Origin of the sequence: Mycolicibacterium peregrinum, assembly GCF_001665625.1 — a bacterium.
Classification (GTDB): domain Bacteria; phylum Actinomycetota; class Actinomycetes; order Mycobacteriales; family Mycobacteriaceae; genus Mycobacterium; species Mycobacterium peregrinum_B.
Window position 1 is genome coordinate 24153 of the sequence record NZ_LZSY01000190.1, and the last position, 19541, is coordinate 43693.

At 67.7% G+C, this 19541-nt stretch carries 23 protein-coding genes; 11 read left to right on the plus strand and 12 right to left on the minus strand.

Annotation, left to right across the window (positions count from 1 at the left end):
- Window positions 1–9 precede the first annotated feature (9 nt).
- Window positions 10–639, plus strand: a complete 630-nt coding sequence (locus tag A5779_RS30420) for a TetR/AcrR family transcriptional regulator (protein WP_064887441.1) — start codon at window positions 10–12, stop codon at window positions 637–639.
- Entirely contained in the window at window positions 623–1291 is a 669-nt protein-coding gene (locus A5779_RS30425; protein WP_064887443.1) for an enoyl-CoA hydratase-related protein, read from the plus strand. The genes A5779_RS30420 and A5779_RS30425 overlap by 17 nt, the downstream gene beginning before the upstream one ends.
- On the opposite strand, the gene A5779_RS30430 is transcribed toward A5779_RS30425, so the two are convergent.
- Genes A5779_RS30430 through A5779_RS30450 form a run of 6 tightly spaced genes read right to left on the minus strand, consistent with a single transcriptional unit; the run spans window position 1288 to window position 7429 of the window.
- Window positions 1288–2178 carry an SDR family NAD(P)-dependent oxidoreductase gene (locus A5779_RS30430; RefSeq protein WP_064887509.1) on the minus strand — a complete coding sequence of 297 codons (891 nt, stop codon included), beginning with the start codon at window positions 2176–2178 and terminating at the stop codon, window positions 1288–1290. The two genes, A5779_RS30425 and A5779_RS30430, sit on opposite strands and share 4 nt — an antisense overlap.
- Before the next feature lie 52 nt (window positions 2179–2230).
- Complete coding sequence (locus A5779_RS33250; RefSeq protein ID WP_075920255.1) at window positions 2231–2509, minus strand: hypothetical protein; 279 nt, start codon at window positions 2507–2509, stop codon at window positions 2231–2233.
- A gap of 44 nt (window positions 2510–2553) precedes the next feature.
- Window positions 2554–2976, minus strand: coding sequence for a Zn-ribbon domain-containing OB-fold protein (locus tag A5779_RS30435; protein ID WP_064887447.1), 423 nt, complete (start codon window positions 2974–2976; stop codon window positions 2554–2556).
- Window positions 2977–2981: 5 nt separating this feature from the next.
- On the minus strand, window positions 2982–4202 hold the full coding sequence (locus tag A5779_RS30440) for a thiolase family protein (RefSeq protein ID WP_064887448.1): 1221 nt from the start codon (window positions 4200–4202) through the stop codon (window positions 2982–2984).
- Between the two features lie 9 nt (window positions 4203–4211).
- Complete coding sequence (locus A5779_RS30445; protein WP_064887511.1) at window positions 4212–6431, minus strand: acyl-CoA dehydrogenase family protein; 2220 nt, start codon at window positions 6429–6431, stop codon at window positions 4212–4214.
- A 5-nt stretch (window positions 6432–6436) separates the two neighbouring features.
- Complete coding sequence (locus A5779_RS30450; protein WP_064887450.1) at window positions 6437–7429, minus strand: NAD-dependent epimerase/dehydratase family protein; 993 nt, start codon at window positions 7427–7429, stop codon at window positions 6437–6439.
- Between the two features lie 112 nt (window positions 7430–7541).
- Between A5779_RS30450 and A5779_RS30455 the strand changes: the two genes are divergently transcribed.
- Window positions 7542–8141, plus strand: a complete 600-nt coding sequence (locus tag A5779_RS30455; RefSeq protein WP_064887452.1) for a TetR/AcrR family transcriptional regulator — start codon at window positions 7542–7544, stop codon at window positions 8139–8141.
- Between the two features lie 19 nt (window positions 8142–8160).
- Here the strand turns inward: A5779_RS30455 and A5779_RS30460 are convergent, their stop codons facing one another.
- From A5779_RS30460 to A5779_RS30480, 5 genes are all read right to left on the minus strand, one after another.
- On the minus strand, window positions 8161–8829 hold the full coding sequence (locus A5779_RS30460; protein WP_064887454.1) for a GNAT family N-acetyltransferase: 669 nt from the start codon (window positions 8827–8829) through the stop codon (window positions 8161–8163).
- An 88-nt stretch (window positions 8830–8917) separates the two neighbouring features.
- The gene (locus A5779_RS30465) at window positions 8918–10138 is read right to left on the minus strand and encodes a Dyp-type peroxidase (protein WP_064887456.1); all 1221 of its coding nucleotides are present in this window, start codon (window positions 10136–10138) and stop codon (window positions 8918–8920) included.
- Window positions 10131–10637, minus strand: coding sequence for a copper chaperone PCu(A)C (locus A5779_RS30470; RefSeq protein ID WP_064887458.1), 507 nt, complete (start codon window positions 10635–10637; stop codon window positions 10131–10133). Before A5779_RS30470 ends, A5779_RS30465 begins: the two co-directional genes overlap by 8 nt.
- On the minus strand, window positions 10630–12030 hold the full coding sequence (locus A5779_RS30475; protein ID WP_064887460.1) for a PepSY-associated TM helix domain-containing protein: 1401 nt from the start codon (window positions 12028–12030) through the stop codon (window positions 10630–10632). Before A5779_RS30475 ends, A5779_RS30470 begins: the two co-directional genes overlap by 8 nt.
- 99 nt (window positions 12031–12129) lie before the next feature.
- A complete protein-coding gene (locus A5779_RS30480) occupies window positions 12130–12672 on the minus strand; it encodes a hypothetical protein (RefSeq protein ID WP_064887513.1) in 543 nt (180 codons plus the stop codon).
- Between the two features lie 61 nt (window positions 12673–12733).
- Between A5779_RS30480 and A5779_RS30485 the strand changes: the two genes are divergently transcribed.
- Genes A5779_RS30485 through lipE form a run of 5 tightly spaced genes read left to right on the plus strand, consistent with a single transcriptional unit; the run spans window position 12734 to window position 16183 of the window.
- Entirely contained in the window at window positions 12734–13369 is a 636-nt protein-coding gene (locus A5779_RS30485; RefSeq protein ID WP_064887461.1) for a class I SAM-dependent methyltransferase, read from the plus strand.
- A gap of 45 nt (window positions 13370–13414) precedes the next feature.
- On the plus strand, window positions 13415–13768 hold the full coding sequence (locus A5779_RS30490) for an ArsR/SmtB family transcription factor (RefSeq protein WP_064887463.1): 354 nt from the start codon (window positions 13415–13417) through the stop codon (window positions 13766–13768).
- Entirely contained in the window at window positions 13765–14400 is a 636-nt protein-coding gene (locus A5779_RS30495) for an SRPBCC family protein (RefSeq protein ID WP_064887465.1), read from the plus strand. The genes A5779_RS30490 and A5779_RS30495 overlap by 4 nt, the downstream gene beginning before the upstream one ends.
- A 56-nt stretch (window positions 14401–14456) precedes the next feature.
- Window positions 14457–14942, plus strand: a complete 486-nt coding sequence (locus A5779_RS30500) for a peroxynitrite isomerase (protein ID WP_064887467.1) — start codon at window positions 14457–14459, stop codon at window positions 14940–14942.
- Complete coding sequence (gene lipE, locus A5779_RS30505) at window positions 14939–16183, plus strand: lipase LipE (protein WP_064887469.1); 1245 nt, start codon at window positions 14939–14941, stop codon at window positions 16181–16183. Before A5779_RS30500 ends, lipE begins: the two co-directional genes overlap by 4 nt.
- A 10-nt stretch (window positions 16184–16193) precedes the next feature.
- Here lipE and A5779_RS30510 read toward each other — a convergent pair whose 3' ends face one another.
- Window positions 16194–16637 (minus strand): PPOX class F420-dependent oxidoreductase, encoded by a 444-nt coding sequence (locus tag A5779_RS30510; protein WP_064887471.1) that lies wholly within the window; start codon window positions 16635–16637, stop codon window positions 16194–16196.
- 49 nt (window positions 16638–16686) lie between these two features.
- Between A5779_RS30510 and A5779_RS30515 the strand changes: the two genes are divergently transcribed.
- The 3 genes from A5779_RS30515 (at window position 16687) to A5779_RS30525 (ending at window position 19462) form a co-directional block, all read left to right on the plus strand.
- Entirely contained in the window at window positions 16687–18234 is a 1548-nt protein-coding gene (locus tag A5779_RS30515; protein WP_064887515.1) for an acyl-CoA carboxylase subunit beta, read from the plus strand.
- A 61-nt stretch (window positions 18235–18295) separates the two neighbouring features.
- A complete protein-coding gene (locus A5779_RS30520) occupies window positions 18296–18760 on the plus strand; it encodes a DUF4383 domain-containing protein (protein ID WP_236734931.1) in 465 nt (154 codons plus the stop codon).
- 303 nt (window positions 18761–19063) lie between these two features.
- Window positions 19064–19462, plus strand: coding sequence for a heme-binding protein (locus A5779_RS30525; protein ID WP_064887517.1), 399 nt, complete (start codon window positions 19064–19066; stop codon window positions 19460–19462).
- Window positions 19463–19541: the final 79 nt, after the last annotated feature.

A 19541-nucleotide genomic window follows, 5' to 3' on the forward strand; every position in this document is an offset into this window, starting at 1 on the left:
GGTGTCCGAGTGCCCCGCCCTCGCGTCTACGACCCGGATTCGGTGCTCGACGCCGCCGAAGCCCTGGCCGTGCACTCGGGACCGGCGTCGGTGACCATCCGCGCGATCAGCGAGGCCGTCGGCGTTTCCAACGGCGCGCTGTATCACTCGTTCGGATCCCGGGCCGGACTGCTCGGCCAGGTCTGGCTCCGGGCCGGGCGTCGATTCCTGGCCCTGCAGCGTGAGCTGGTCACCGCAGCGCACCGCGGCGCCGGCGCGATCGCCGCGGCCGCCTACGCTCCGGTGATATTCGCCGAACGCCACCGGGCCTCCGCGCGACTGCTGCTGCAGGTCGGTCGCGACCAGGTGCTCGGCCATGATCTCCCCGCCGAGCTGGTCGAACAGATACGCGAGCTCGAAAAACAGTTGGTGGACTTGATGATCGAACTCTCGATGGCCACGTGGGACCGGCGCGACCGGGCCGCGGTGGACACCGTGACGACCTGCATCGTCGACCTACCGACCGCGATCCTGTTGCACCGCAACCGACTCGACGACCAGACTTCCCGCCACCACCTCAGTGCCGCCGTGGCGGCCGTGCTGGCGGTAGGACCCGCCCCGAACCCCAGAAGGAAGGAATCCCATGGCCACAAATCTTGATTACGACGGCGAGATCGCCATCCTCGACCTCGGCGACGACGAGAACCGGTTTTCCCCAGAATTTCTCGACGAAGTCGATGCGCAACTCGACGCGGTCCTCGCCAGGGGCGCACACGGCCTGGTGACGACCGCGGACAGCAAGTTCTATTCCAACGGTCTCGATCTGGATTGGCTTGGCGCCCACAGTGATCAGGGCGATTGGTATGTCGGCCGGGTACAGGGCCTGTTGGCCCGCATGCTGACCCTGCCCATCCCGACGGTCGCGGCTGTGGTCGGACACGCCTTCGGGGCGGGCGCGATGCTCGCCATCGCCCACGACTTCCGCGTGATGCGCGACGACCGCGGTTTCTTCTGCTTTCCCGAGGTGGACATCCGGATTCCGTTCACACCGGGTATGGCCGCACTGATCCAGGCCAAGCTGAGCCCGCAGGCCGCGGTCGCGTCGATGACCACGGGCCGGCGGTTCGGCGGCGTCGATGCCAAGGCGTACGGCCTGGTCGACGCCACGGCCACCGAGGGATCGGTGACCATCACGGCCACCGAACTGCTGCGGCCGTTGGGCGCCAAGGACTCTGGCACCCTGGGTGCGATCAAGCAGGGCATGTTCGGCCCGGCGGTCCAGGCCCTGACCCGGGCCGGGCAGGCCGGCTAGACCGGGATGGTCGTGCCGGTCTCACGTTCGGCGAATTCGACGACGCGGGCGGCGATGTCGTAGTCGCACGCCACCGCGGAACGTCCCATCAGTACGGGACCGCCACGGAGCCCGAACCGGCCGTCCACCCCGACATAGCTTCCTGGCGGGATCGGTTCGCTCAGGCAGTACAGCGTGGGCGCCGCCCCCGCGTCGATGTCGTTGGCCAACACATCGGCCACCGCCTTGACGCCGCGCTGTACCGCGCTCATCAACGGTTTGTCGGAGACGTTCGGCAGATTGGACGCGACCCAGCCCGGATGCGTGAGTTGGGTGACCACCGGCGAATTCGCCGTACGCAGGCGGCGGTCGAGTTCAAGGCCCCACAGCATGACGGCCAGCTTCGACCGGCCGTAGGCACCCATCACCGTCCACTTGTGGTGGCGCAGGTGCATGTCATCGAGGTGCAGCGTCGCGGACTTGTGCGCTTCGGAGCCGACGTTGACGATCTGTCTACGGACCCTGCCGAACAACAGATTGGTCAACGCGAACGGTCCGAGAAGGTTGGTGCCGATGGTCGTCTCGAAACCGTCGACCGTGTCCGTGCGGTGCTGGCTCAGCGCCCCGGCGTTGTTGATCAGGATGTCGACGTCACCTTCGAGGCGCCCCGGAAAGGCTTGCACCGAGGACAGATCGGCGAGGTCGAGTTCGATCACCTCGGTGGACCCGCCGATCTCCGCCGCGCGTTCGGCGCCCAGCGCAGTGTTGCGGACGGCGAGGACCACCTGCGCGCCTGCGCGCGCCAGTGCCCTGGCCGTACCGAGGCCCACCCCATTGGTCGCGCCGGTCACGATGATGCGGGTGCCGGTGAGGTCGCCGAGACGACTCTGCGTCCAATGTGTGGTCATGGCAGGGTGATCCATCCCGGCAGGCTCAGGCCGGGATGGTCACCTCGGGGTGTCAGTTGCCCCAACCGCGCTGGCCGTCCCAGCCACCGCAGATGCCGTTCAAGCAGCCGTGGCCCCAGCCACCCTGGACCGGGTTCCAACCACCGCAACCGTTCCAGCCGGGGCCGCTGTCGCAGCCACCGCCACCGCCGGCGTCACCGCCACCGCTGGGTTGAGCACTGATCGTCGTCGCGGGCGCGTCAGTCATAAGTGCGGCGGTCGGTCCTGCTGCAATCGCCACCGCGGCTCCCGCTACGAACACTGACCCCATGAGTTTTCGTATGGTTAGCATGACTCCATAATCCACTCCTGTGAGCCTCCTGCCAAGTGATGTGATCAAGCCCGCGTGTAGCGCAGCATTGTCACACCGGTCCCAGCAAAGGCGTCCGGGTAGTCGCAGAAAACGGGCTTGACCCGCATACCGACGCAGATTTCCTCGGGTCCGACGTCGACGAGTTCTGTCGAGAACCGCGGACCCTCATCCCATTCCACGATACCCAGAATTTGCGGAACAGCATCGGCGAAGTGTGGGCCCACCGGCCGGCGGGCCACGGTGAACGAATACAACGTGCCCATCCCCGAGATCTCCCGCCACTCCAGGTCACCGGCGAGGGTTCGGGGCGCCAGCACGCGGGGGTAGAACACATAGGCCTGCGTCGACGGCGAGTACTGGATGACGATGCGGTGCTGCGCGAGCGCATCCCAGAAGGGCGCGCTGGTAGGGGTTTTCACCGGCATCGGCCGGGTGAATCCGGTCATCGGTTTCAGTCGCCTTCCAGGATCAGAGTGGTTTGCTCGGACAGGATGCCGCCGTTACCGGACACGAATGCGCGATTGCAATCGCTGACCTGGGCCGCGCCGGCACGGCCCATGATCTGGCGGGTGGCGTCACACACGTGGTGCATGCCGCCAGCCAATCCTGCTTGCCCGAAACCGAGTTGGCCGCCTGCGGTGTTGAGCGGGAAATCGCCGCGGAAGGTCAGGTCGTGATCGGACACGAAGGACATGCCCTTGCCCTTCTCGCAGAATCCGGCGTCCTCCAGGCTGAGCAGCACGGTGATCGTGTAGCAGTCGTAGATCGACACCATGTCCATCTGGTCGCGCGTCAGCTCGGTCATCCCGAACGCGGTATCGGCCGCCTTGCGCATCGGCGTGTCCAACAGATTCTCGGCGTAGGTAGGGGTCTTGAAGGGCACGTGCTCACCAAAACCCTTGATCCACACCGGCCGGTTGCGGGAACGAGCCGCCACCTCGGCGCTGGCCACGACGACCGCGGCCCCACCGAGGCACGGCATCACGATCTCCAGCATGTGCAGCGGATCGGCGATCACCGGGCTGGCCAGCACATCCTCGATGCTCAGCGGGGTGTCTTTCCAGATGGCACCGTCGGTGTGGTTGGCATTGACCCGTTGGTCCACCACGATCTTGGCCATAGCCCGCTCGTCGTAGCCGTACTCGTGGGAATAACGTTGGGCCACCTGCCCGTATGGCCCATTCTGACCGAGGTTGCCGTAGGGAATCTCGAATTCGGCCTGCGGCGAGCCGAATTGGTTGCTGGACGATCCGAAGAACACCGCATCGGTCAGCGTCTTGGGCTTCAACTCGGAGGACGGGGTGATGTAACGCGCAGGCAGGGCACACAGCACCACGTCGCACAGGCCGAGTTCGATTGCGGCGGCCGCCCGCCACACCATTCCTGCGGCGCTCGCCCCGCCGAGGTCCAGCAACTCTGCGAAGTTCGCTCGTACGCCGAGGTATTCGGCCACGGTGGACGGTACGAAGATCTCCGACTCGCCCAGATGAGAGGTGACGATGCCGTCGACCTCCTCGGCGGACAGACCGGCATCCTCCAGTGCCGCTGCTGCCAGCAGTGCCCATTGCTCCAAGGTGAATGGGGCGGGTGAGGCTTTCGACAGGCGTTCGGGCGGCAACTCGACGTAGCCGACGATCGCGGCGTCGCCCTGTAATCCCCTACGCGGTCTCATACTCACTCCTCACTTGCGGGGTAGTCCCAGGATCAGCTGGGCGATGATGTTGAGCTGGATCTCGGTGGTGCCACCGCCGATCAACTCGGCGGGAAGGTCCAGGTAAGGCGCCACCACGGCCGGTTGGCTGTCCTGCTCCAGGGCAAGCGGTCCGGTGAGGCCGAGGGTGAGTTCGGCCGCACGGCGCAGCATCACGTTGGTGGCCACCTTGGCGATGCTCGACGCCGGACCGGGGGGCTGCCCGTCGAGCAGGCGCAACGTCTCGCGGACCCCCAGTGCCTTGAGCGCGTTGGTGTAGGCGTCGATCTCGCCGATGGCGTGCAGGACCGGGTCGGGATCGGGGCTGACCGCGACGAGTTCACGCAGTGCGCCCATTCGGTCGATGTGGACGTAGCCGCTGATCGCCACCCGTTCGTGGGCCATGGTGCTGATGGCCAACTGCCAGCCCGAAACCGGGTCCCCGAGCAGCATCTCGTCGGGCACGAACACGTCGGTCAGGAACACCTCGTTGAACTCGGCGCGCCCGCTGGACTGGGTGATCTGCATGAATTCGACTCCAGGTGAACGCATGTCGAGGATGAAGTAGCCGATGCCGCGGTGCTTGGGGGCGTCCGGGTCGGTGCGGGCCAGCAGCGCACCGTAGTCGGCCCGATGTGCGAGCGACGTCCAGATCTTGTGCCCGTTGATGCGCCAACCGCCCTCGACCCGCACGGCCCGGGTGCTCAGGGCGGCCAGGTCGGATCCCGCACCGGGCTCGCTGAACAGCTGGCACCAGGACAGGTCGCCCCGCAGCGTCGCAGGCACGAAACGGTCCTGCAGTTCGGCAGATCCGGCCGCGATGACGCTCGGCAGGATCCATTCGGCGATACCGATCGAGGGTCGCGCCAGGCCGGTGCGCTTGCCGAACTCCTCGTCCACGATGAGCTGCTGGCGCACGCTGGCATCGCATCCCCACGGCGCGGGCCAGTGCGGTGTGATCAGTCCGGCGTCGGCCAGCAGGTTGCGCCGGTCACCGACGGGGGACTCACCGCGATCGTCCTGTAATCCGAAGCCGTTGTCGGACAACGACAGTGCGCGGTCCAGGATCTCGGCGACGCCCGCCCGGAAGTCGGCATCGGAGTCGCCGAGTTTCACCGTCAGGTCGCGGGTGACGGTGGCCGACAGCTCGCCGAGTTCGCGGGTCCACCGCGACACCGGACCGATCGAGGCGGCCAGACTCGTGGCCCGCCGCCAGTACAGATGCAGGTCGTGTTCCCAGGTGAAGCCGATCGCCCCCAGCATGGTGAGTGCCTCAAGGACGAGGCCGGGAACCGGCATGACCGCTCTCACCGCGGCCGAGCAGGCGGTCAGCCGGTGCTGGTCGGTGTCCGCGGACCCGTTGAGGGCACGCACCGCATCCCAGGCCGCGGCTGTCGCCAGCGCACTGTTCACGAGCAGCATCGCCGCCTTGTGTTGCAGCGCCTGGAACGTCCCGATCGGCTTGCCGAACTGTTCTCGCGTGCGCAGATGCTCGGTCACGGTGTCCACACACCACTGGGTGATGCCGGCTGCTGTCGCCGCGGTGAAGGCGACGGTCAGATCGCCGACCCAGCCGGCGTCGAGCCCGGGCAGGACCGCACCGGCAGGCACCGCCAGATCGTGCAGATGCAGGATGCCCAGATCGGTGGTCAGATCGGTGCCCCGACGCGATTCGACCTGCGCCTCAGCCGGATTCAGCACTGCCCAGGTCAGGCCGTCCGTCTCGTCGGTGAAGGGCACCACGACACGCTGGGCCGAGCAGATGCCCAGGGCCGGCCCGGACGACCCGGTCAGGCGCCAGCCGTCACCGTCACGCCGGGCCGCGAAGGCACAGTGCTCACCGGACAGCACGACCGCGCGGGCGCCCGCGGTGATCTCTTTGAGGAGGGTCGATGCGGCCGCGCCGTCCAGGGCTGCCACCGCGGCCCCGGCGATCGCGGTGGTGAGCAGCGGCCCCGGCAGCAGCGCCGAGCCCGCAGCCTCCAGTACGCAGGCCATGTCCTCCAGTCCGCCGCCCTGACCGCCAACCGATTCCGGTAGATGAACAGCATGGAAGCCGTTGTCCACGAATATGTCCCACCAGGCTGGTGGTCGGCCCGCTGCCAGATCCTCCAAGTCGGCCCGGGTGACATCGATCGGCGCGTGCCGGGCCGCGAACTGCTCGACGGCCTGACGGAGCTGCTGTTGCTCCGGGGTCAGAGCGATGGACACGTGGGTCATGCGCGCCTCCTGGCGGCGAAGAATCGGGCGCCTTCTACGATGGACTCCGTCGTCGGCCTCGGCTGCCAGCCGAGTTCGCGGACCGCCTTGCCGTGATCCATCGGCGACATCACGTGCATGAGCCGCACGGTCAGCGGGCTGAGCTGGTTCTCCTTCTTGCGCAGCCGGGCCAGGGGATCGACCACCGCGCCTGCGGCGGCCAGCACACGGACCGGAATCCCACGCCGGGGCGGCTCGACATCGACCGCCGCGCAGGCGGTCTGGTAGATCTCCCGAGCGGTCATGAAACGTTCGGACACGATGTAGCGCTCGCCGACGCGGCCCCGTTCGCCGGCCAGGACCAGTGCCTCGGCGGCGTCCGCGATGCCGACGGTCTCGGCTGCCGCGCCCTTGACGTAGAACGGCATCTTGCCCCGTACCGCGGCGGCGACCAGACCCCCGTGGGGCGTCGGCAACCAGTCGCCAGGTCCGTAGGTGTTGGACACACACATCGCGACCGCGGGCAGACCGTGCTCGCGGGCATAGCGCAGCACCATCTGTTCGGCGAGCACCCTGGTGTGCACGTAGTCGCCGCCCACGTCGAGCCAGTTGTTCGGCAGATCCTCGGTGGCAAGCCCGGATTCGGCGATGCCGATGGTGGCGATCGAGCTGGTGAAGACGAACTTCCGTAGACCAGCCTCGACCGCGACGTCCAGAACCTCTTGCAGTCCTTCGATGTTGGTTCGCCACAGCGGGGCCGGGTCGCTGAGCCAGGCCCTGGCGTCGACGACGCAGTAGTACACGACGTCGCAGTCGTCCATCGCGGAACGCACCGACTCAGGGTCGAAGATGTCCCCGTAGACCCGCTCCACGTCGAGGTCGTCGATCCCGCGGGTGGAGCTGGTGCTGCGGATGAGCACCCGAACATCCTCGCCGCGCTCGACGAGTCGCCTGGCGACATGCGACCCGAGGAAACCGCTGGCCCCGATGACCAGTTTCTTTGTTGCCATGCGCCCTTGCGTTCGTTGCTCTCCGAATTCACGAGACGCTACGTCTCGTCTTGTGGGAGACTACGGTGGGTAGCTTTCCGTGTAAAGATCCCTGCAAAGGACCAACGAGGACATGCCGAGAACCCCTACCACCGAGGAAGCGACGGCTCCGCGACGACGCAGCGAGAAGTCGCGGGTCGCCATCATCGAGGCCACCCGAGCACTTCTGCTGGAGCGGGGTTTTGACGGGCTGAGCATCGAGGCCGTCGCCGCCCGAGCCGGGGTCGGCAAGCAGACCATCTACCGCTGGTGGCCGAGCCGGCCCGCGCTGGTCGCCGACGTGCTCCTGGAAGACGCCGACAAGATCCTGGCCACCATGCCGCGCACCGACGACGTCACCGCGGACCTGGTCTCCTGGGCCCGCACACTCGCGTCCGCCCTGACCACGGAACGCGGCAACGCCATGCTGCGCATCCTGACCGCCGCCTCACTGGAACACGAGGACACCGCTGCGCGGCTGCGGGCAGGTTTCAGCCGTCCACTGCTCGACTCGGTGCGCACCCGGCTGCTCGCCGAGCAGATCGATCCCGACCTGGCGTCAGCGGCCGCCGATGCGCTGCTCGGCGGGGTGGTCTATCCGTTGCTTTCCGAAGGACAGAGCTACTCGCGACAGCGCGCCGAAACCATGGCCCGCACCATCGTCGCGAGCCTGCTCGGCCCGCCTTCCGCCTGACCTCAGACGGTCAGACGTGTCAGGCCTGGGGTTCGGCTCCCGGGGCCCGCACCACCATCGGCACGGCAGGAAAGTACGTCGCCATCTCCGAGCGGCACTTGCGCAGGGCGGCGGTACCGTAGCCGCGCTTGCGGAACTCCGGGTGGATCCAGATCCGGACGTTGACTTCTCCGTGCGTCAGCTCACCGAACACCATGCCGACCTTCTCGTTGCCCTCCAACGCCACGAACCAGGCGGCCTCTTCGGCGTCCACCCGGCGCAGCGCCGCGCGGATCTCGTCGTCGACATCGGCCGCCGGGGCACCCGATCCGTCACCGGAAGCACCCACGTCAGTGGTCCGGGCGACGAAGATGTCGCGGTCGGTGTCGGCGGCGAACGCCCGCAACTCCAGCGATTCGCCCGAGGCCGCCGGACGCTCGGACACCGTGAAGCTGAGCTGGCTGTTCAAGTCGTCGAGTTCGGCGGCGATCCCCCGCCGCGAATCCTTCGTGATCTGCGCGAACGACAGCCCCACCACGGCCTCCGACGCCAGGTGTGAGGTGCCGAGAAGCTGGGCAACCGCCTCGACGGCGGCAGCCCGATCGTCGGCATCCACGATCACGTCGAGCACCTCGTGGCGCCGGTTCAGGGCGTTGAGCAGAGCGTCGGCAATTTCGCGCCGCGCCGCGGCTTTGTCGTGATCGGTCATACCGCGAGCGTAGATCAGCGGTCTGTGCTCTGTGGAGTGCAATCGTCAGCTCAGAGTCGGTCCATTTCTCGCACCAGGTGGCCTGAACTCAGCCGACCAACTCCTGTCCCAGGTAATCGTCGGGTGTGCGCACTCCACCGGGCACCACGAACACCGCCGAGCCGATTGCGGTGGTCCACTGGTTCAGCGCATCGAACTGCGCAAGACGCCGTTGCACCGGCAAGAACTGCTCGTCGATGTCGCGTTGGAAAGTCGCGAAGATCAACCCGCTGTTCGACGTCTGGCCGGGATCTGCCGGATCGTCGTAGTTGTAGGGCCTGCGCAGGAACCGCTCGCGGGTGCCCCGATGGTGGGCCAGCGCGACGTGCGAGTTCTGCGGGATGACCGGAATCCCATTATGTGTCAACGCGAAATCTGGCTCGTCATGCTCGCGGCTGCCGGTCAGGGGAGCACCTGAATCCAGGGTGCGCCCGACGGTGAACTCCTTGCTCCGGCGGTCAAGCTCATCCCAGGTGTCCATGTGCATCGCGATGCGTCGGATGACCAACAACGTGCCGCCGACAAGTCCCGGGTGCGCCGGTCCCGACATCCAGACCAGATCGTCGAAGTCGGCGGCCGCCAGATTCGCGGTGCCGTCGACCTGCCCCATCAGGTTGCGCATGGTGGTGCCGCCGGCGTCGGCCCCACGGGCATTGCGGAACCCGGCCTGCCGCCACCGCGGCGCCGCCATCGACCGGACGTTCTTGGTCAGTACCCGGTTGGCATGGGCCACCGTCACCGGATCGTCGGCACAGATCTGCAACAGCAGGTCGCCCCCGGACCACCGCTGTTCGAGCCGGTCCACGTCGAACAACGGCAACTCACGCGCCGACGGCGGCCGGGCACCGGTCGCGCCGATCCGGTCGAGAAGCCCGACCCCCAGGCCGACCGTGATGGTCAATCTGGCTGGGCGGGTGGCAAGTTCGGGCTCGGTGTCGGCCAATGCAGGCGCGCCCTGCGTCAACCGGGCCGCATCCGTCGTCCACAACCGCAGGATCGCGGCGACGGTCTCCCGCTCGGTGCGCCCTGCGGGAGGTCTTCCACCGTCGTTCAGATCGAACGCCACGAACAGCCCGTGTGACTGCGGCGCGGTGGCGATCCCCCCTTGATGCGGTCCGTAGAACGGTTCGACGTCGACTCCGAAACCGTTGCGCACGGTGGCGGAATGGGCTGCACCGGATTGGTTCAGCACCGCACCGCCGGCCAGGGCGGCGGCGCCTCCGGCGAGGAGGCGGCGCCGGTTGACCGACAGACGCGACAGATCAGCCATGTCCGTGAGGTGACGGCGGCTGATAGTTCTCGTCACCCCCGGCGAAATCACGCACCTGGGCCGTGACCGGAAGCGATGAGCCGTCCTCGAACACCAGCGAGACCGGAACGTCCGCACCGGGTTGCAGCGGGGCCTTCAGGTCCATCAGCATCAGGTGGTCCCCGCCGGGCGCCAACTCGTGCGTGGCCCCGGCCCCGATGGCGAGCCCGCCTTCCTTGGGCCGCATGGTTTTCGAACCGCTGTCGTCGCCGACCACCTCGTGTAATTCCACCGTGCCCGCTGCGGGCGAGGTCGCCGAGACGATGCGGGCGTCGTGGTGCCCGGTGTTCGTGAGCCTGCCGAAGACCGCGGTCATTCCACCGTCTGCCGCACTGGCCCACTGCTCACTCACCTGAACCGTCTCGGCCATCTTCTCCTCGTGATGGCTCTCGGTGCAGGCCGCCAACCCGACCGCCAAGGTCAACGCGGTCGCCGTCAGAACAGCTGCAACCCTAGACATTTGACCTTCCTTTCCACCACGCCACGGCGACATCGACCAACAGGAAAGCCAGCAGGCTCAGCCCGAACAACGGCAGGGCCCACCCGATGCCGACGGCGACGGCAACCACCGCCACGCCGGCCCAGGGCGGCAATTGGCGCAGCGTGCCGCGCAGCGGTGCGCGACCCACCGCCCAGGCCGAACCCCGGGTAGGCCGGCGCTGCCACCACATCCGATAACCGCGCACGATGACCGAGATCAGGCCGACCATGGTGAGCGCCAACACGATCTGGTTGGCAACCCCGAACAACAGGCCCATGTGGGCGTCGATCGTCCAGTCGGTGAGCTTGGCCAGCAGGGGCCACTGTGACAGATTGACCCGATCAGTGACCTTGCCGGTATCGGGGTCGACCGCGATCGCGTCGGCGCGCGTGGGCCAATCACGTTTGCGCTCGGCCACTTTCCAGGCCTGACCGGCTTCGGCCGGGGGGTACATCCACATCGGACCACGCAGCCCGGCCTGTTCGGCGGTGCGCAGCACGGTGTCCGCGCCGCCCAACTCGGACCTGCCGCCGTGGTGGCCGTGATGTGCCGGTTGGGCGGCCGGGGCTCCGGAGAGCGCGGTGTCCACGGCAGGTGCCGTGGTGTCCAGCTGCGCCTGGATGCCGTTGACCGTCTCGCCGCCGTACCGGGACCAGGTGATACCCGAAATCGACAGCGCCAGCAGCACCGCCACTATCCACACGCCGACCGCGCCGTGCCAGGACAGCGTGCGTCGTCGCCCCGGGGTCGTCCGGTCGGGCAGGACCAGGTCGCGCATCGCGCGGTTCTCCCGACGCCGCATGATCCACAGCGACAACCCGGCCAGCACGATCACCCACATCCAGCTGGCCGCCAGCTCGCTGTAGTTGCGGCCGAATGCCCCCAGATGCAGGTTGCGGTGCAGCTCGTCGAACCAGGCCCGCACCGGCATCCATTGCCCGTAGGTGGTCAGCGCCCCGCGCACCTCGCCGGTGTACGGGTCGACGAACACCGTGCGGGAGTAGTCCGGCGGAACGTCCTTGAACTCCGGGCCCACCAGCAGGCTGATCTGGGTGGTCTCGTCAGGCGCGGCCGGCGGGCGGATGCTCTCCACCGTGCCCTCGGGATGGGCATGGCGGGCCGCGGCGAGTTGGTCCGCCAGTGGCAGGCGCTCGGTCCCCACCTGCGCGACCGTCAGCTCGTGCCGGTTGACGAATGTGTCGATCTGCGGGATCAGCGCATAGAGCAGGCCGGTGACAGCCGCGATCAGGATGAACGGTCCGACGAATACGCCGGCGTAGAAGTGCAACCGCACCAGAAGGGGGCGGATCGAATGGCGTTTGACGGGCGGAGGTGATTCCTCGCGTAGTTGATCGTCAGGGGTGATGGTCATGGTGACGCTTTCGCTCAGGAGAACCCGTGGAGAGGTGCGCACGGGGCACAACGCGGAACAGCCCGTCACCGACGACGGGCTCAGCTCAAGGAGTGGGCCTTAGCTGCCCATGGCGGGCGCCGGCGGCGGTGCCCGCATCCCCAGCCCGGTGTGCAGCAGAACAGGCCGCGCCACAACCACATTCGAAGGCCACCAGAGCGCACGAACCGACGGCCGGATCCTGGCGGCAGCGAAGATCCGCAGCCAGGACAGCACCGAGGCGCAGACCACGTAGAGGTACTCGGCCAGACCGATAGCCAGGCCCAGACCCACCGCGGCAGCGGCGTGCAGACCGACCATGGGGGCGCTGAGCAACGATGCCGCGTGATGGTGCCCGCCGGCCGTTGCCAGGGCGAAGTGACCGAGCAACTGCCCGGCGCCCAGGCCGGCAATGAGCAGGCCGCTCTTGGCCCGGCGCGTCTGCGGGTTCACGCCACCGACTGCGGCACCGAGTGCCGCACACAGCAACAACAGCACGATCAGTGGACTGCTCGCCGGAGCCATGCCCCCGGCCGCAGTATGGGCGACCGTCGCGGTCAGCGCGGAGCACGCGCCGACAAGACCACCGCGCAGGCGCGCGGCATGCTCGGCAGACGTGCTCACCTGCGGAACCCTACCGTGCAGTCTGAGCAGGGCATCTGCCATGGCGCCCTAGGGTGACCCTGTGGGTAGCCCGGCATACGACCAGTACGAGTTGATCGCCCCCGAGTACGCCCGGACCTTTGCCGGCGAATTCGAATCCCGGCCCTTCGACCGTGCGGTTCTGCGGTCCTTCGCCGACCTGGTGGCGCGGGCCGGCGGGCGAACCGCCCTCGATGTGGGCTGCGGGCCTGGTGAGGCCGCCGCCGAGCTCGCCGGGTGCGGATTGCAGACCGATGGAATCGACGGCTCGGCTGCGATGGTGTCTCTTGCCGAGCAGCAGTGGCCGGAGGTGCGGTTTCGGACCGCCGACATGTTCGACCTCCCATACGTGCCGGGAACCTTCGATGCGGTGTGCGCCTGGTACTCGATCATCCACACCCCCGCCGCGGCGCTGCCGGAACTGTTCACCGAGTACCGCCGGGTCCTGAGCGATCCCGGCTGGGTGTTGCTCGGCTTCCAGACCGACGGCGAGCCCGCGGTCTATGACCACGCCTTCGGCCGGGACGTGGAGCTGACGTTCCTGCGTCACGACACGGCCGCGGTGTGCGCTGCCCTGGAGGCCACGGGGTTCACCGTGTACGCGACCACCAAGCGGGCGCGTCAGGCGCAGCTCGACGAGCCCACAGCGCAGGCCATGGTCATCGCGCACACCTCTTGATTATCACCCTTGACTTATATAAGTAAGAACTTTTAGATTGGTCGCGTGCACGCCTTCGACATCCTCGGAGACCCGGTGCGCAGGCGGATCCTGGAGCTCATCCAGGCGGATGAGCTGTCGTCCGGCGCCATCACCGAGGTGATCCGGGCCGAGTTCGACATCAGCCAGCCTGCGGTCTCGCAACATCTCAAGGTGTTGCGAGACAACGGCTTCGCCAATGTTCGCGCCGAAGGCACTCGTCGGCTCTACAGCGTCGACACCGCGCCACTGCGTGAGGTCGACCAGTGGCTGGAGCGGTTCCGGCGCAACTGGACACCGCACCTCGATGCGCTGGCGACCGAGATCGCGCGCGGCAAGCGGGACCGAAGAACAACCACGAACAAGGAGGCTTCCCAGTGATCGACGTCCAACATCAGCTCAACGAGGTCCGCCGCAGTGTGGGCCGCACGACGTTCGAGGCCCGGGAGGCACGGGTCGTGAGCGTCAGCCAGACCTATCCCACCGATGCCGCCGATCTGTGGGATGCCTGCACCAACATCGAGCGGATCCCCCGGTGGTTCCTGCCGATCACCGGCGACCTGCAGGTGGGCGGCCGTTTCCAGCTGGAAGGCAACGCCTCGGGAGAGGTACTGACCTGCGAACCGCCCCGCTCCTTCACGACCACGTGGGAGGCCATGGGCGCCACCAGTTGGGTCGAGGTCACCATCACCGAGGCCGGCGAGGGCCGGGCCAATTTCACGCTGGATCACATCATGCACTCCGGCGACGACGACGAGTTCTGGTTGCAGTTCGGCCCCGGGGCGGTCGGAGTCGGTTGGGACTCTGCACTTCTCGGACTCGCCGGATACCTCAGCGGCGGCGACCGCATCACGCCGGAGGAGGGTGCCGCCTGGGCGGCCGGCGACGAGGGCCGCGGTTTCATGACCTCTGCGAGTGAACTCTGGTACCAGGCCGACCTGGCGGCCGGAGAAGATCCGGCGCAGGCACGCGCTGCGGCAGATCGCACCGCCGCCGCCTACACCGGCGGCTGACCTGGGCGGACGCGACGTGATGGGGTGCGGCCAGACCACCGCCGTACCCTGTCGGTGTGCCTGACCTCCACCCGAACTTGACCGTGCTGGCTCCCCTGCTCGGCACCTGGTCCGGTCCCGGCGCCGGTGAATATCCGACGATCGAGTCGTTCGAGTACCTCGAAGAAATCACCTTCGGCCACGTCGGCAAGCCGTTCTTGACCTACAGTCAGCGCACCAAGGCCCGCGATGACGGCCGACCGCTGCACGCCGAGACCGGATACCTGCGGATCCCGGCGCCGGGGCGGGTCGAATGGGTACTGGCACATCCGACCGGCATCACCGAGATCCAGGAAGGCACCGTGCGGGTCGTCGACGGGCGCATCGACATGGAGCTGGCGGCGACCACCATCGGACTGACCGCCTCGGCCAAAAACGTTGCGGCACTGTCGCGTTCCATCCAGGTGGCGGGCGACGAACTCACGTACAACCTGCAGATGGGCGCGGTCGGACAACCACTGCAGCACCACCTGTCCGCCTCCCTGACCAGGAAGACCGAATGAACCAACAAGCCCCGACGGGCAAGATCGCCCTGCCCTCCGACCTCGACGCGGTCACCGACATCGGCGACGAGGACCATTCGGACATCGACCCGTCCGCCGTCGAGCGCGTCTGGGAATCGGTCCGGTACTGGTACGGATCCGGCATGCACCCGGCCATCCAGGTGTGCCTGCGCCGCAACGGAAAAACCGTGCTGAACCGGGCCATCGGCCACGGCTGGGGCAACGGCCCCGACGACGCACCGGACGCCGAGAAGATCCCCGTCACCACGCAGACCCCGTTCTGCGTCTACTCGGCCGCCAAGGCGATCAGCACCACCGTCGTGCACATGCTCGTCGAACAGGGGCACTTCTCCCTCGACGACCGGGTCTGCGACTATCTGCCCAGCTACACCAGTCACGGCAAGGACCGCACCACCATCCGGCATGTGGTGACCCACAGCGCCGGAGTCCCGATCCACACCGGTCCGCGTCCCGACGTCACCCGCGTCGACGACAGCGAGTACACCCGGGAGCAACTGGCCCTGCTCAAGCCCGTGTACCGACCGGGCCTGGTGCACATCTACCACGGACTGACCTGGGGCCCACTGATCCGCGAGATCGTCTCGGCGGCCACCGGGCGCAACATCCGCGACATCCTGGCCGACGAGATCCTCGACCCGCTGGGTTTCCGGTGGACGAATTACGGCGTTGCCCCAGAAGAGGTTCCGCTGGTCGCGCCGAGCCACGTGACCGGCAAACCGCTGCCCGCGCCGATCGCCGCCGCGTTCCGCGCGGCAGTGGGCGGGACACTGGACCGGATCATCCCGCTCAGCAACACCCCGTTGTTCCTCACCAGCGTGATCCCGTCGTCGACCACCGTCTCGAACGCCGACGAACTGTCGCGATTCGCCGAGATCCTTCGTCGCGGAGGCGAACTCGACGGGGTCCGGATCATGAAGCCGGAGACCCTGCAGGCCGCCACCACGCCGTGCCGGCGAATGCGGCCCGACGTGGCGACCGGACTCAAGCCGATGCGCTGGGGTACGGGGTACATGCTCGGCGGAAAACGCTTCGGGCCGTTCGGCCGCAACACTCCCTCGGCGTTCGGCCACACCGGGCTCGTCGACATCGCGGTGTGGGCCGATCCGCAGCGCAGCCTGTCCGCCGCGATCGTCAGCAGCGGCAAGCCCGGCGCGCACCGCGAGGCCAACCGCTATCCCGCGGTGCTGGACCGCATCGCGGCCGAGATGCCGGTCGGCTGAGTCCCTCAGGTCAGCGCAGCTTCTCCCCGTACACCCGCTCGACGGTCAGCTTCATCAGGACCCGCCGATCGGAGACCATCACCGACCGGTACTCGTCCCAGTCGGGGTGCTCCCCTGCCGCGCTGCGGTAGTAGTCGACGAGCGCCTCGACCTCAGGGCCGTGCGGATCGGTCCCCGGCCCGGTGAGAGTCACCGGCCCTTCGGCCGTGGCCCAGGCCCAGCCGTCCGGGCTGGTCACCTCGAGCGCGGCCCGGGGATCGCGGCGCAGGTTGACCGTTTTGGCCCGGCCTTCGGTCATCGACACGTAGATGACGCCGGCTGACCGGTCGTAGAACGGTGTCACCGGCGACAGCTGCGGAATGCCCGAGGCCTTGATGGTGGCCAACACGCCGAGGCCGGCCTCGGCCAACAGTTCGTGCGGATCGAACGACGGGTTAGATGAGGTGGCGGTCACATCTGTGCGCAACCGCGGACCGCACGCCCGCTATTCCAGGAGCCTGCCGATGCCCGACGACGCTGTCCGCGACGATCTCGCCGAACTGCTGCGCCGGAGGGCGCTGACGGAGGATGCCGGCCGGCCCGACGCGGTCGGCCGCCGTCACGCCGCCGGTGGCCGCACCGCCCGGGAGAACATCGCCGACCTGATCGATGACGGTTCGTTCGTCGAGTACGGGCGGTTCGCGATCGCGGCGCAGAAACAACGTCGCAGCCTGGACGACCTCATCGAACGCACCCCCGGCGATGGCCTACTGGCCGGAACCGCGCGGATCGACGGCGCCGCATGCGCGGTGCTCTCGTACGACTACACCGTGCTGGCCGGAACCCAGGGCGCCATCGGCCATCGCAAGAAGGACCGGCTGTTCGAGATCATCGAGCGGCTCAAGTTGCCGACGGTGTTCTTCGCCGAGGGCGGGGGCGGCCGCCCAGGTGACACCGACATCCCGACGGTCTCGTCGCTGGAGATCCGGGCGTTCGCGTTGTGGGCCGGACTGTCCGGCCTGGTGCCCCGCATCGCCGTGGTCAAGGGCCGGTGCTTCGCGGGCAACGCGGTGATCGCGGGGGCCGCCGATCTGATCGTCGCCACCCAGGACAGCTCGATCGGGATGGGCGGACCGGCGATGATTGCCGGCGGTGGCCTCGGCGAGGTCGCCCCCGACGACGTCGGCCCGATCTCGGTGCAGGCTCCCAACGGCGTCGTCGACGTCGTGGTCGCGGACGAGGCACAGGCCGTCGCTGCCACCCGGAAGCTGATGGGCTACTTCACCGGACCGACCGGACCTGGTCCCGTCGTCGATCAAACCGACCTGCGCACAATGATTCCCGAACGAGCGCGGCGCGCCTACCCGGTGGCGCCCATCGTCGAGACACTGGCCGACGCCGGCTCGGTGACCTTTCTGCGCGAGAAGTTCGCCCCGGAGATGGTGACCGCGCTTGTCCGCATCGACGGCAGGCCGGTCGGCGTCATCGCCAACAACACCATGGTGATGGCCGGTGCCATCACCGCCGCGGCCTCCGACAAGGCCGCGCGGTTCCTGCAACTGTGCAACGCATTCGGCCTGCCCGTGGTGTCACTGGTGGACTGTCCGGGATACATGGTCGGCCCGGCGGCCGAAGCCGAAGCCCTGGTCCGGCGCGGTTCCCGGATGTTGGTGGCCGGGGCAGCGCTCACGGTGCCCCTGGTTGCGGTGATCCTGCGACGCGGTTACGGCCTTGGGGCACAGGCGATGTGCGGCGGAAGCCTTCATGAACCGCTGCTCACCGCGGCCTGGCCCGGCGCGCACCTCGGCCCGATGGGATTGGAGGGTGCCGTCCGCCTGGGTCTACGCAAGGAGCTGGAGGCAATCGCCGACGACGACGAACGCGAGCAGGCCGTGCGGGCGGCCACCGCGGCCGCCGAAGAGAACGCCTGGGCGCTCAACTCCGCATCGTTGTTCGAGATCGACGACGTCGTCGACCCGGCCGAAACCCGGGGGCTGATCGCGGCCACGCTGGCCGCGGCCGCGCAGCATGAACGCCCTGCACCTCGTGCACGGTTCATCGACACCTGGTGACCGCCCCGCCCCTACGACCGAACCGTTGACTACACGCTGTAGTAGACGTAACGTCCGAACTGTGTCCAACAGTCCTCCTCGCGTGCGAGGTCGGCAGTGGAGTTTCGCGCAATGGGGACTGCTGATCATCTCGCTGTTCCACGTCGTCCAGGCAATCATCGGGTTCATTGCCGAGCCGAGTTTCGCCATCGGACCGGATGCGCCGACCACACCGATTCTGGGCATGGATTACAACGGTTGGCATGCGGTGGCCGGCCTGGCGTTGTTCGGCCCCGGCCTGGTGCTGTGTTGGCGAAAATCGTGGGCCGTGCTCTATCTCCTGCTGGCCGCGGTGGCCGGGGCGCTGCCCGGAATCTGGGCGTTCTTCTCCAATCAGGTGGCCCTGATATTCGCCTTCCCCAACAACACCACGGATGCGATCGTGCACCTGGCAACCGCTGCGGTGATGCTGGCCGTGGCAGGCGTGCAGATCTACCGCGATGGAGGGCTGCGAAACTCGCTTGCCGGGCTAACGCTCAAACGGTAGACCACAGCGGTTTGCTGAAGGTCGGCCGGATAACGATTCGGTTACTACGCCCGTAGCCGCACATCACGATCAATTAAGAATGACGCCCGGTCTCTGAGACATTTCAAGATCATCGGCCCGAATTGGGCGAGACTGAGGCGCAATTCACGGTCGCCCGGCGTAACACATCCACACCCGTCACAGCTGTTTCACAGTGCAGAGGTTTTGCTCGACGACGATGCGGTTACTTTCGAATTCGGGCCGGGGAAAGCGATCACGGATCGCGACCCAATGAGAATCCCAGAATCCCGAAGGAAAATGATCATGAAATTCACTGGTATCACCGCGCGCCGTGGAATTGCCGGCGCTTGTGCCGCGGGCCTGCTCGGCGGCGTCGCCGCCGCGATGATCGGCGCACCGAGCGCAGCTGCCGCACCCGACTGCAGCGCCAGCGGGGTGGCGGGCACCGTCAGCAGCACCACCGGTGCCGCTCGCGCGTACCTCGACAGTCACCCCGGTGCCAACCAGGCAGTGACCACCGCGTTCACCCAGCCGCGTCCGCAGGCCGCGGCCACGCTGCGCGGTTACTTCACCGCCAACCCGCAGGAGTACAACGACCTGCGCGGCATCCTGGCCCCCATCGGGGACACGCAGCGTACGTGCAACGTGACGGCGCTCTCCCCCGAGCTGGCCTCGGCCTACTCGGAGTTCATGGCCGGGTAGTCCACTGGATAGCGTGGAGGTAAGCCGACACACGTCAAGGAGGACGGATGGCGAACCCGTGGCAGGTGGTCCGAGGAAA

Coding starts and splice junctions, on each gene's coding strand:
- A5779_RS30475 (WP_064887460.1), bottom strand. CDS start 12,030: ATGACCATCACCCCTGACGATCAACTACGCGAGGAATCACCTCCGCCC.
- A5779_RS30440 (WP_064887448.1), bottom strand. CDS start 4,202: ATGAGACCGCGTAGGGGATTACAGGGCGACGCCGCGATCGTCGGCTAC.
- A5779_RS33250 (WP_075920255.1), bottom strand. CDS start 2,509: ATGCTAACCATACGAAAACTCATGGGGTCAGTGTTCGTAGCGGGAGCC.
- A5779_RS30430 (WP_064887509.1), bottom strand. CDS start 2,178: ATGACCACACATTGGACGCAGAGTCGTCTCGGCGACCTCACCGGCACC.
- A5779_RS30515 (WP_064887515.1), top strand. CDS start 16,687: ATGCCCGACGACGCTGTCCGCGACGATCTCGCCGAACTGCTGCGCCGG.
- A5779_RS30460 (WP_064887454.1), bottom strand. CDS start 8,829: ATGACCGATCACGACAAAGCCGCGGCGCGGCGCGAAATTGCCGACGCT.
- A5779_RS30525 (WP_064887517.1), top strand. CDS start 19,064: ATGAAATTCACTGGTATCACCGCGCGCCGTGGAATTGCCGGCGCTTGT.
- A5779_RS30435 (WP_064887447.1), bottom strand. CDS start 2,976: ATGACCGGATTCACCCGGCCGATGCCGGTGAAAACCCCTACCAGCGCG.
- A5779_RS30465 (WP_064887456.1), bottom strand. CDS start 10,138: ATGGCTGATCTGTCGCGTCTGTCGGTCAACCGGCGCCGCCTCCTCGCC.
- A5779_RS30425 (WP_064887443.1), top strand. CDS start 623: ATGGCCACAAATCTTGATTACGACGGCGAGATCGCCATCCTCGACCTC.
- lipE (WP_064887469.1), top strand. CDS start 14,939: ATGAACCAACAAGCCCCGACGGGCAAGATCGCCCTGCCCTCCGACCTC.
- A5779_RS30450 (WP_064887450.1), bottom strand. CDS start 7,429: ATGGCAACAAAGAAACTGGTCATCGGGGCCAGCGGTTTCCTCGGGTCG.
- A5779_RS30470 (WP_064887458.1), bottom strand. CDS start 10,637: ATGTCTAGGGTTGCAGCTGTTCTGACGGCGACCGCGTTGACCTTGGCG.
- A5779_RS30455 (WP_064887452.1), top strand. CDS start 7,542: ATGCCGAGAACCCCTACCACCGAGGAAGCGACGGCTCCGCGACGACGC.